Raw genomic sequence first — 11,079 nt, 5'->3', positions numbered from 1 at the left:
TCTTCCCCCGAAGAAACAACCCTCGCGCGGCGGACGCAACTACCGGCAGAGCCGGCGCGGACTAGTCCGCTGGTGGAGCCAATGCCCCCGCAATGGCTCCGTACCCGTTACCTCGAGGCGAATGTCTGCGCCTTCACGCCCCCCAGCGTTCCGACGCATTCACCGTGACCGAAGCGGATGGTTTTTGCCCCCCTGGCTAAAACCATTTAGTGCTCTCCGGTACTTGAAGTAACACCATTATGTAAGCACGACTCCAGCGGGGTTTCCAGCGGTGGCCGAACCGCCGCAAACGACTCGTCCACAACCTTGAGATGGCCATTTTGCCTAGTCAAACGGGGTTTTTCGCACACCTGGGGACGTCTTGATTCGAGACCGCAGAGGCCCCGTAGAGTAAAGAGGGGACATGCGATTTTCGCCGCTGTCCCCCTAACTGCCCACAGAAAATGTCACCGATTCAGACCGCCCAGGGAATCCCACGCTTGCAGGAGCCGATCCTCGATCTGAGGGAGCATGGTGCGGCTGTATTTCTGGGTGATGTGGTTGCGATCCAGATAGACCATGACATTTCCGATCACCGAGCGACATTGGCCCTGGGGACAGTACACATCGCTGAAATCCACGGTTGCGACCTCCGGGCGGGAAGCGGTGAATTCGGTCAGCGGACTCTCTTGTTCCAGCAGCACGGACCGTGGCGGATTGCAGCGCTCGTGGTCTTCCCCGAATACTTCGACGCACTCGAACATGTCGTAGTCGAACCGCGGGTTGTCCCGCAGGGCTACGACCCGGATCCCTTGTTCTGTCAGAGGATCAATACCCGAGGCCAGCGCCGTCGTCACCTTTTCGGTCGGTCCCGTCCCTACCGGCGCATTGGGGTCGGACTCGGTACCCACGACCAGCACGCCCTCCGGGTCCTCATCGAGCGTGGCCTGCAGGGCATCCGCATTGAACTCGTTGCATTCCGCTTCTCGCTGCTCCGTGGGGCCGCTGTAGCGGCAACCCATCATGATGTAGGTGATCACGCGCCAGCCATGGTCGTCGGCCAGCCCGGTGACCTGTCCGGCGAATTGACGCGCGTGCGAATCACCCAGGATCACGATGGTTGGTTCGTTGCCCGTTGCGTTCTCAGGTTCGTGGATGAAACATTCGGCGCGGTCCGTGATGGGACCGGTCCACTCTTCGTCCTCGCAACCGCGTCCCGGGAAGGTCCATTCGGCGTCCTTCTCGCCGGCGGCCGGGATCGGGCGCAGACCTCCCGGCACCGGGGCGCCGAAGAGCGACGCCGCTCCGGGAAAGTTCTCCGCGGTCACCTCCACCGAGCTCTGCCGGTTCTCACGAACCTGAAGCCAGGAGGTCGCACCACCGAGACCGAGCACCGTCACCAGACCCACCGTGAGGAACCTGCGCCCCGTGACGCGCAGTGACTCCCCGCGCACAGGCATGGCCCTGCGCACCAGTCGGTCGGTGGCAAGTGTCAGCAGCAGGGAGAGCACCATGATGCCCAGGCCCACGGAAACCGGCACCGAATCGTTGGCGCTGCGCAGCATGTACGTGATGAGCAGAGGCCAGTGCCACAGGTACAGGCCGTAGGAGTGACGGCCGATCCACACCAGCGGCCGCCAGGACAGTGCATCGTCCACGTTGAACCGATTGCCGGTGCCCGTTCCGCCCAGGACCAGACACGCTCCTACGACGGGGAGCAACGAGATCCACCCGGGGAAGCGTGCTTCGGGCCCGGCACCGAACGCGCAGACCACGATCAGCGCGACGCCCAGCCAACCGGCGGCGTCGGCGATCTTTCCCCGCCCGGGCCGGGTGACGAGGAGAGCCACCAAACTTCCCGCGGCGAACTCCCACCAACGAGCGGTGGCCTCGAAATATGCGTACTCGGGGTCGAGCGCGGTGGAGACCACGGAATGCAGCAGGGACAACCCAAAGATGGCAGCAAAGGCATATGTGGCCACGCGCCGGAAGGTCACCCCGGCAGCCTTGGCAACACCGGCGCACGCCAGCATGATGAGAGGCCACAGAATGAAGACCTGCCCCTGGATCGACAGTGACCACACATGTTGAACCGGCGAGGACAACACCCCAGAGCCTGGTAATAATCCACGGCTTGTTCGGACAGCACCCAGTTGAGCACGTAGCTCGCGGAGGCCCACAAATGCCCGATCAAGAGGTCCTGTCTCGACGCCGGATACAGGAGCATGATCGCAGCCGCCATGACCACCAGCATCACTGCCAGTGGAGGCAGCAACCGCGAGAATGTCCGCAACCAGTAGGCGGCCAGCCGGATCGGCTTTCCGCTCTCGAAGGCTCGCGTGAAAGAACCGGTAAGTAAGAAAGCGGAGATCACGAAGAACACGTCCACGCCGCCGGAGACCCGACCTTCCCAGATGTGGAAGACCATGACCAGGAGGACCGCTATCGCGCGCAGACCCTCGATTTCCGGACGGAACTTTGGAAAGCTGCGCGCCGGGGTGGGGCCGACCATTTCACCGGGTTGCCAAGAGGCGCGGCCCGTGCCTGTCTCGACACTGATGACGGCAACCCCTTTCGGTCGGCGGCGTGCTGCGGGCATGACCAAGCCGCGAAGCAATGGGTGTTTCTCTCAAAGATACGGGCTTTGGTTGGTTGCCGAGAAAGTATCGCGACCCAGCATCGAGTGTCCGCCCCGGCCCGTGCTCTCGCGGTAGCGTGCCACTGTTATCTGAACAATTCGTAAACCGAAGGACCCCTCGCATGTCAGTACGGCCGACCAGTCGAGGCCAGAATTCGGAGGCCCTCCTGGCGGGTGTGATCTCCGCCGTGGTGGGATTTTCATCATCCTTCGCCGTGGTGCTGGCTGGGCTGACCGCAGTGGGAGCCTCACCCGCGGAAGCCGGTTCAGGAGTGGCCATCCTGTGTTTGACCATGGGTCTGGGATGCGTGCTCTTCTCCTGGCGGTTCCGGGTTCCCGTAACCATGGCCTGGTCCACCCCGGGTGCCGCGCTCCTGGCCACCACGGCCGCGCCCGCCGGTGGGTTCGCCACGGCGGTGGGCGCCTTCGTGATTACCGGAGTGCTCATTCTTCTCACTGGCCTGTTCCGCCAGCTCGCCGTGCTGGTCGGCAAGATCCCCACGTCCATTGCTTCCGCCATGCTCGCGGGCGTTCTGCTGCCGCTGTGCGTGGCGCCCTTCCTGTCGTTGGCGCAGACGCCCTGGTCATCGGCCTCTGGTCCTCACCTGGCTCGTGATGCTGCGGCTGGCTCCCCGTTGGGCCGTGCCGGGCGCCTTGGCCGCGGCAATCGCGGTCATGGCCTTCAGCGGGACCTTTGGGGCACTCGACCTCGCGTCGTTACAGCCCCGCCTGACGTGGACCACTCCCGCGTTTTCGTGGGACGTGGCCGTGGCGATTGCCCTGCCCCTGTACGTGGTCACCATGACCAGCCAGAACATCCCCGGCGTCACGGTCCTGGCCTCCTTCGGATACCCCGCGCCGATGCGCTCAGCTCTGGTCTACACGGGCGCCACCACCGCGCTCGGAGCACCAGCCGGCGGGCACGCGATCAACCTGGCGGCCATTTCTGCCGCGCTGGCCGCCGGCCCCGAGGCCGGTCCGGATCCCGCCCGGCGCTGGATCGCCGGGGTGGCCTGCGGAGTCGTCTATATGCTGCTCGGCCCGCTTTCACCCGCCGTGGCCGCAGCTTCCGACGCCGCTCCCCCGGGTTTGCTCGCGGCGGTCGCCGGGCTTGCCCTGATCGCCACATTCGCTTCCTCGGCAGGCAGCGCCCTGGCCTCTGAAGACAGCCGTGTTCCCGCTGCCGTGACGTTCCTTGTGGCGGCGTCCGGTGTAGTGGTGGTCGGGATCGGTGCAGCGTTCTGGTCGTTGATCGCGGGACTCGTGGTCCACCAAGTCATAAAGCGTCCCGCCCTTCAGCATGATCAACCGACGCATTATTGTTAATGACCCCACCGCGTCAGGACAATGACTCGGCGCGGTGCGTCGGCCCGGACCGGGTCGTGGCCATCGAGCGCTTCCGAGGACTGATCATGAGCAGCCCAAATCCCGCCCCCGGACACCCTGACCACACCGATCGACCAGCCACTCCCAGCCGTGCCGAATCAGCGGGGTGGGGCAACCCGATGGAAGCCGGCCTGGAGAACCACGGCTCAAACCCGAGTAGCCCCCGCAGGCGGTCCCCTATGCAACTGGCCGTGCTGATCGTCGGGCTCGTATGTTTTCTGGTCGGAGTCGCAGGTTTCTTGCCCGCAGTGACCGTCAATGACGACATCCTGTGGTTCTCGGACCAGCACTACGGAATCCATGCCTTGTTGGGCGTGGTCGGACTGGCACTGATCGTCTTCTCGGTGATTCGTGGACCTCACAACAGGCGCACACCGGCGTCTTAGCATGCCCGAACATGGCTGTGGCCCCACCGTTCGGTGGGGCCACAGCCATGTTCAACTATTGCGGCGTCTGGACAACGACGACTCCGCGCTCGGGTCAGCGAGGTTCGCGCGCGTTACGCACTTCCTGGCTGTCAGCCATGTCCTCGAGCAGCTCGTCCTCGCGGCTGGGGAAGAGCAGCTTGTAGGTCAGGCCCGCAATAGCGGCGCCCACGATCGGCGCCACGATGAACAGCCACACCTGGCCGAGAGCATCGGGTCCGGCGAACCATGCAACGCCCAACGAGCGTGCCGGGTTCACGGAGGTGTTGGACACGGGGATGCTCACCAGGTGGATCAGGGTCAGGCCCAGGCCGATCGCGATCGGGGCCATGCCCACGGGAGCGCGACGGTCGGTCGAGCCCAGGATGATGAACAGGAAGATGGCGGTCAGGACGATCTCGGTGACCAGAACGGCCAGCAGGGAGTACCCGCCCGGGGAGAGTTCACCGTAACCGTTGCTTGCGAAACCGGACTCCACGGCGTCGAACCCGGACTTGCCCGAGGCAATCAGGAACAGCACGCCACCGGCAGCGGAGGCACCGACGATCTGGATCAGGATGTAGGGCAGCACGGCAGCAGCCTCAACGCGGCCGGCCAGCCAGGCACCGATCGTCACGGCGGGGTTGAAGTGACCGCCGGAGATGTGGCCCACGGCGTAGGCCATGCACAGGACGGTCAGACCGAAGGCCAGGGCGACACCGACAAAGCCGATGCCCATGTTGATGTTGGGGTTATCTGCGTTCGGGAAGTAGGCGGCCAGAACGCTGCGCCACAACCACCCAGAACGAGGACGAAAGTACCGAGGAACTCGGCAGCCAAACGAGATGGCATGGAAGCAGTAGGCATGGTGAAACCTCAAGGTGAAAGGGGAAGTCGCGGGAGATCCGCATTGATCGTTCACCGGGAATCTTATCCCAAGCATTCACAAGTGTGAACGGTGATGTGCGCCGCATTCTGAGATGCGCCACCTGGGAGGATGCGCGTTTACCATGGACATCTGCCTTCAACATGTCCTGGAGATGAACATGCGTCGAACCCCTGCCCCTCGCACAACCAAGAGCTCCGTGAAATACGGTGCCCTGGCGCTCGCTGCGGGCATTCTCCTGACCGGTTGCGGCTCCGACTACCCACTGGGTGAGGAGCAGCGCAAGGCCGCGGAGCAGGGCGACGCCTCACTCTCCGGGATCCTCACGGGAATCGGCTCATCCGCTCAGAACGCGGCCATGCAGACCTGGCGCACAGGCTTCGAGTCCAAGTACCCCAACGCCAATGTGCAGTACCTCTCGGCGGGCTCCGGCGCTGGTCGCTCTGCGCTGGTGGGCGGCGGCACGGACTTCGCGGGTTCCGATGCCTATCTGGACGAAGAGGAACAGGCCGACGTCCAGGAAGCCTGCGGTCCGGGTGGAGCCATCAACATCCCGGTGTACATCTCCCCCATCAGCGTGGCCTTCAACTTGCCCGGCATCGATGAGCTGAACCTTGACGCCCCCACGATCGCCAAGATCTTCCGGCACGAGATCACGCAGTGGAACGATCCAGCCATCGCCGATCAGAACCCGGACGTGAACCTCCCGGACAGCGTGATCACCCCGGTGGCCCGCGCGGATGACTCCGGTACCACCGAGAGCTTCACCCAGTACCTCGAGGCCACCACCCCGGAGGTCTGGACCGACGAGCACGACGGCGGTTGGCCCAACTCCCTACCCAGCGAGCGCGCTCAAGGCAATAACGGTGTGGTGACCGTGACGAACCAGACCGAGGGCGCCATCACCTACGCAGATGACTCCCTGGTCGGAGAGTCGCTGGGCAAGGCCAAGGTCAAGGTGGGCGACGAATACGTGCCCGTCACCGCGGAGACCGCCGCCACCGCGGTGGGCGTCTCGTCCCGCGTTGAAGGAACCGGCGAACACGACATCGCCCTGGACATCGACCGCACACCGGACGCCCAGGGCGCCTACCCCGTGGTCCTGGCCTCCTACCACGTGTTCTGCACCAGCTACAGCGACCCGGAAACCCTGGAGCTGATCAAGACCTTCGGGCACTACGTGGTCAGCCCCGAGGGTCAGCGGCTGGCGGCAGAATCGGTCAAGAGTGCACCGCTGCCGGAGAACCTGACCAAGGAAGCCCAGGAGGCTTTGGATTCGATCACGCTGCGGTGATTATCGATCGCGACCTGTGACCGTTCCCGGCGGACGGTGGAATGAGTGTCACCGCGGCCGTGTTCTGTGAATGATGGGTATTCCACTTTCACTCCTCGACCGGTCCCGCACACGCCAAGGACAGTCCGATGCCGCCGCGCTGCATCAAACCGTGGAACGCGCCCGGCGCGCAGACGCAGCCGGGTATCGACGGTTCTGGGTGTCCGAGCACCATGGGGTTCCGGGGGTCGCCTCGGGCACGCCTGCTTTACTCGCCCAGGCGGTTGCCGCAGCTACCCGGACGATCCGCGTGGGGTCCGGCGGAGTCATGCTTCCGAACCATCGCCCCATCGTGGTGGCCGAAGAGTTCGCGGTGCTCACCGCGCTGCATGGCGAGCGTTTCGACCTGGGTCTCGGGCGTTCGTTGGGCTTCACCAAACCGGTCCGTGAAGCCCTGGGAGCGCTGAAGGCTTCCCCGCGCGATTTCGCGGCGGACATCCAATCCGTTCGCGATTACTTGGCCGGTTCCGCAGACATCACGATTCGCCCCGCGAGCGCCGGCGACGTCCCGCTCTTCGTGTTGGGTACCGGTTCCGGGCTCAAGATCGCGGCCCAGCTGGGTCTGCCCGCCGTAGTTGGTGGACCGCTACTCACGGCCGGGCCGGAACCCTTCGACGAGTACCGTGCCGAATTCCACCCAAGCACTCAGCAGGCCGAGCCGTACCTGGTCGTGTCCACCGAGATGTACGTGGCCGACTCCGCGGCCGAGGCACGCGAGCTTGCCGTACCTGAGGCCTGGGCGATGGCCCAGTCCCGCCTCACCGGGGCTTTCCCGCCGCTCGCCCCAACGACGTCGCTCCCCACCGAGCTCACGGAGCGGCAAGAACGATACGTGGCCCAGGCCTTGGCCTCCACGATTGCGGGGACCGAGGACCGAGTTCTGAGCGAGGTCAGCGAAATGCTCGAACGGACCGGTGCGGACGAGATCATGAGCACCGCATCCACCTTCGACGAATCCGCGATGTACGCGTCCGATGAGAAGTTGGCCCGGGCCATCGCCTCCCTATAACTCGCCTGCCTTGCCGCGCTCCGGCTGATTCTGATCCTTCGGACTGGTCGATTGCGTCGCGCCGGTCGACAGCACATGGACGAGTTGCTCCAAAGGCCCCTTGCCCCAGATCAATGCCCACACGATGCAGCCTGCGGTTACACCCAGGGTGATGGGCCAGAACGGGTCGAGCGCCAAGAATCCGTGCAGCCGATGGATGTCTGACCCCACTCCCGGGGTGACCATGATCCAGATCCCCCACACCAGAAGATGCGCGGTGTATGCCGTCAATGGCATGGACCCGATGACCCGGAGCGGCCACAGAAGCCAGCGCAGCGCCGTCGTGCCCGCGAGAACGCACAATGCGAGGACCGCGAGCGCAAAGCCTCCCGATCCGAACGCTTCGCCGACCCCGTGCGAGTGAGGGTCATCGCGAAACACTGACATCAGCCACATACTCGAGCTGACGGGCAGATCCGTACCGTAGCGTCCGACCACCTGGTTCCCCACCGGGCCGAGCACTGCGTACCCCAGCACCGCGAGCGCCACCCCGGACCCGAGCAACAGCACCGTGGAACCGATTCCTCGACGGATCAACCGACCGGCAATGATGCCCACGGCCACGAACGCCAGCCACAACACGAAGGGGTAATTCCAGCCGAGCATGTCGGAGAAGAACTCCCCCACACTTCCCGATGCGGGCGGGCCCCCGCTGTCAAGAAGCGTCACGACGAATGGCGCGATCGCGGCCGTGAACGCCGCCGTAATGACGAGCGCGCGCGTGGACCACGAAACCATGAACGCGCCGATCAACAAGAGCACGCCGTAAGCGGGAAGCACTACGAACACGGGGACGTCCAGGCTGAGCAAAAGTAGCCCGAGTGCCCAGATGAGCACCGCCCGGATCACGATGGAGCTGGGTTGGGCGCGCACGGCATCTTGGGCGTCGGCTCGAGTTCGCAACCCAGCACCCATGAGTCCCAAAGACACACCGGCAAGGGTCGCGAAGAGAATGGCGGACCTGCCTTCGACCACCCCGAGCCAGGTCTCCGGCCGGGACCATTCCAAGGGTGCGACCACCGTCAGATGGGCGACGTACATGCCCAGAATCGCCAAACCCCGCGCCAGATCGATGCCTGGAATCCGGCCTGGAGATTCCACCCGGGCCACATTCTGCTTCACGCGCTGCGACATGCTGCGGGGCGGCGAGGCTGTGGACATTGGCATGCATCCATCATGATGCACCGAAGCGGTCAGGCATTGTCGGGCTATCACCCTCATTTTGAGTGAACGTTGCATATCAGTCTGCCTGCAGATTGTCAAGATTTTCTTGACTTTGACCCGCTGACGAGCGAAAATGAGCAGTGGATGGACTCCTGTGCTCATTGATCGGGGAAGCGAATCGCGCCTCACTGCAGGGCCTGGATCTGACCATCTCCAGGGAACTCAGCATGAAACCCCTATCGCGCCTCGGCCTGTCCGCAGCGCTCCTCGCGTCCGCCTTCGCACTCGTGACAACACCATCGATCGCATCCGTCCACGCCCCGCCCGGCGGTTCAGTGGTTCCCGGTCCCGCGTGGAAAGAACCGCGGTACAAGATCGAGGCCGTCAGTTTCACCGCCGTTGACGAAACCGGTTACACGGACCTGGGCAGCGACGAGGTCATGGTTAGGACCGTGGACATCACCGGGTGGAGCGTCTCGGACGCATTCGACGGTGTGGACACCGGAGAAACTCGCACCTTCAATCCCCGGACCAGTTGCATCGTGGGGGTTCAAGCCGGAGTTGCCACCCTGAACAGGGATTCACTGTGCAGCACCGCGGGCGAGCCGGCGACTCGCCTCGGATTCAAAGTCACCTTGTGGGAAAAGGACCCCGTGGGTTGGGGCTCCTACGGTGCTGGTTTCTGCGTGCCTCATCAGGGCCTTCGTCATAGTGGTCGCCACTGCGCCGACAATGGCGACGGAGACGACTTCATCGGATGGAAACCCCTGAGTTTCACCACCCAGGACGTGGAATCCGTTCTGCCACGCGTTGGCGACGTCTTCACCGAATCCACGGAACTGTCCCCGTGTGAGGAGAACACGGTGTGCAGCGGACGTGATTCCACCTATCGCTTCACGTATCGCATCACCCGGTTGGCGGATGCCGCGATCGCGGACAGGGCGGCCGATTCGCTCCGGTGTAGAGCTTTCGAATCTGTCGGTGAGGCTGACTCGTTGGCCCTGGCCCCTGCCGGAGGATTTCCTCAGCCACTAGCCTGAGAATCATGTCCTCCACCGAGCAGATTCCCACCGAGGTCCTCGAACTTGCCCGTTCGGCGCGGCGTGTAACGGTACTGACCGGTGCGGGAATGTCCGCCGAATCCGGTGTTCCGACTTTCCGTGATGCCCAAACCGGGCTGTGGGAGCGTTTCGATCCCACGGAGCTGGCCACACCGGAGGCTTGGGAGGACGATCCCGCCCAGTGTTGGGCCTGGTACGCGTGGCGAGCGTCGCTCGTGCGCGGGGCCGAACCGCACCCCGGACACGTGGCGCTGGCGCAGTGGCAGGCCCGCCCCGAGGTTAATCTGCGGATCTCCACCCAGAACGTCGATGACTTGCACGAGCGAGCGGGTGCCGCGGTGCTCGCCCACGTCCACGGCGATCTCTTCGCGTTACGTTGCGCGCGCTGCGGTACGCCCGCCGACGTCGATTATCCGCCCGTCACGGAACCCGTGGCTCAGCTCGACCCACCCGTGTTCGAACAGTGCGGTGGCTGATCCGCCCGGGTGTGGTGTGGTTCGGCGAGGCCCTGCCGGAGCGGGCGTTCCAGGAGTCTGTCGAGGCGGTGCAGGACGCGGACCTCGTACTGGTCGTGGGGACCTCCGGGCTGGTGTACCCCGCGGCGGGCATCCCGGATCTTGCCGCGGCACGTGGTGTTCCTGTCGTGGAAATCAATCCGCAAGCGTCGGAGGTTTCGGCCAGTGCTGATCACGTCTGGCGCGCATGGCCGGCCAGGCTTTGCCCGCGCTGGTGGCCGCGTTGGGCTGAACATCACCCTGAGCCACAGGTGATCCGAGCGATAGCTGCGAGGCCCTCGAATCGTTGAGAGTGCCGTCGTCGTACCCGCTGCGGAGCCACGCATGACAAAGGCCCGAACCCTGGCCGCTGGACGTCAACGGCGCAAGGTTCGGGCCTTGTGCATGTGGTGCGCCCTGTGGGGCTCGAACCCACGACCCATGGATTAAAAGTCCACTGCTCTACCAACTGAGCTAAAGGCGCGTGCCCCGCAACGGCGAACCGGAAACGGAGCACCGCTACTCTACCGCAGGCGTAGCACTTTTCCACTTTCGACCCCACCACACACGCACTAGTCGCGCACACCGCCAAGCCCACCGCTTCGCTTACCGTCATGCGTGAGGGGAACACGTCCCCGCGTGACTAACCTGGCCGGGTGGAGAACATCTGGTGGTTCGCGGCGGGC

9 protein-coding genes, 1 tRNA gene and 2 pseudogenes are annotated in these 11,079 nt (G+C 64.4%); 7 read left to right on the top strand and 5 right to left on the bottom strand.

Annotation, left to right across the window (positions count from 1 at the left end):
• Positions 1-446: 446 nt before the first annotated feature.
• Both YO9_RS0111000 and YO9_RS21665 read right to left on the bottom strand, forming a co-directional pair.
• The gene (locus YO9_RS0111000; protein ID WP_396350757.1) at positions 447-2,063 is read right to left on the bottom strand and encodes an acyltransferase family protein; all 1,617 of its coding nucleotides are present in this window, start codon (positions 2,061-2,063) and stop codon (positions 447-449) included.
• Positions 1,973-2,491, bottom strand: a complete 519-nt coding sequence (locus YO9_RS21665) for an acyltransferase family protein (RefSeq protein WP_396350756.1) — start codon at positions 2,489-2,491, stop codon at positions 1,973-1,975. The genes YO9_RS0111000 and YO9_RS21665 overlap by 91 nt, the downstream gene beginning before the upstream one ends.
• A 104-nt stretch (positions 2,492-2,595) precedes the next feature.
• Between YO9_RS21665 and YO9_RS20900 the strand changes: the two are divergent.
• The 3 genes and pseudogenes from YO9_RS20900 to YO9_RS0110990 all read left to right on the top strand — a co-directional run.
• Positions 2,596-3,138 (top strand): annotated as a pseudogene (locus YO9_RS20900) (benzoate/H(+) symporter BenE family transporter); the annotation flags it as partial.
• A 94-nt stretch (positions 3,139-3,232) separates the two neighbouring features.
• Positions 3,233-3,943: a benzoate/H(+) symporter BenE family transporter gene (locus YO9_RS20895; RefSeq protein WP_317259817.1), complete on the top strand. Its 711-nt coding sequence runs from the start codon at positions 3,233-3,235 to the stop codon at positions 3,941-3,943.
• A gap of 239 nt (positions 3,944-4,182) precedes the next feature.
• Positions 4,183-4,389, top strand: a complete 207-nt coding sequence (locus YO9_RS0110990) for a hypothetical protein (RefSeq protein ID WP_016997507.1) — start codon at positions 4,183-4,185, stop codon at positions 4,387-4,389.
• A 94-nt stretch (positions 4,390-4,483) separates the two neighbouring features.
• Here the strand turns inward: YO9_RS0110990 and aqpZ are convergent, their stop codons facing one another.
• Positions 4,484-5,203 (bottom strand): aquaporin Z, encoded by a 720-nt coding sequence (aqpZ, locus tag YO9_RS0110985; protein ID WP_016997506.1) that lies wholly within the window; start codon positions 5,201-5,203, stop codon positions 4,484-4,486.
• A gap of 250 nt (positions 5,204-5,453) precedes the next feature.
• Between aqpZ and pstS the strand changes: the two genes are divergently transcribed.
• Complete coding sequence (pstS, locus tag YO9_RS0110980; RefSeq protein ID WP_396350759.1) at positions 5,454-6,587, top strand: phosphate ABC transporter substrate-binding protein PstS; 1,134 nt, start codon at positions 5,454-5,456, stop codon at positions 6,585-6,587.
• A gap of 70 nt (positions 6,588-6,657) precedes the next feature.
• A complete protein-coding gene (locus YO9_RS0110975; RefSeq protein ID WP_317259816.1) occupies positions 6,658-7,635 on the top strand; it encodes an MsnO8 family LLM class oxidoreductase in 978 nt (325 codons plus the stop codon).
• Here the strand turns inward: YO9_RS0110975 and YO9_RS0110970 are convergent.
• Complete coding sequence (locus YO9_RS0110970; protein ID WP_016997503.1) at positions 7,630-8,835, bottom strand: heparan-alpha-glucosaminide N-acetyltransferase domain-containing protein; 1,206 nt, start codon at positions 8,833-8,835, stop codon at positions 7,630-7,632. The genes YO9_RS0110975 and YO9_RS0110970 overlap by 6 nt on opposite strands.
• A gap of 143 nt (positions 8,836-8,978) precedes the next feature.
• On the opposite strand from YO9_RS0110970, the gene YO9_RS0110965 reads away from it, so the two are divergent.
• Both YO9_RS0110965 and YO9_RS21660 read left to right on the top strand, forming a co-directional pair.
• Entirely contained in the window at positions 8,979-9,878 is a 900-nt protein-coding gene (locus YO9_RS0110965; protein ID WP_016997502.1) for a hypothetical protein, read from the top strand.
• A gap of 5 nt (positions 9,879-9,883) precedes the next feature.
• Positions 9,884-10,704: pseudogene (locus tag YO9_RS21660) on the top strand (SIR2 family NAD-dependent protein deacylase).
• A gap of 97 nt (positions 10,705-10,801) precedes the next feature.
• On the opposite strand, the gene YO9_RS0110955 reads toward YO9_RS21660, so the two are convergent.
• A tRNA-Lys gene (locus YO9_RS0110955) sits at positions 10,802-10,877 on the bottom strand.
• Positions 10,878-11,079: the final 202 nt, after the last annotated feature.

This window comes from Kocuria atrinae C3-8 (genome assembly GCF_000286355.1).
Taxonomy (GTDB): Bacteria; Actinomycetota; Actinomycetes; order Actinomycetales; family Micrococcaceae; genus Kocuria; species Kocuria atrinae_A.
This window is presented reverse-complemented; position numbering and strand designations above follow the sequence as displayed.

Coding starts and splice junctions, on each gene's coding strand:
- pstS (WP_396350759.1), top strand. CDS start 5,454: ATGCGTCGAACCCCTGCCCCTCGCACAACCAAGAGCTCCGTGAAATAC.
- YO9_RS0110975 (WP_317259816.1), top strand. CDS start 6,658: ATGATGGGTATTCCACTTTCACTCCTCGACCGGTCCCGCACACGCCAA.
- YO9_RS20895 (WP_317259817.1), top strand. CDS start 3,233: ATGCTGCGGCTGGCTCCCCGTTGGGCCGTGCCGGGCGCCTTGGCCGCG.
- YO9_RS21665 (WP_396350756.1), bottom strand. CDS start 2,491: ATGGTCGGCCCCACCCCGGCGCGCAGCTTTCCAAAGTTCCGTCCGGAA.
- YO9_RS0110970 (WP_016997503.1), bottom strand. CDS start 8,835: ATGTCCACAGCCTCGCCGCCCCGCAGCATGTCGCAGCGCGTGAAGCAG.
- YO9_RS0110990 (WP_016997507.1), top strand. CDS start 4,183: ATGCAACTGGCCGTGCTGATCGTCGGGCTCGTATGTTTTCTGGTCGGA.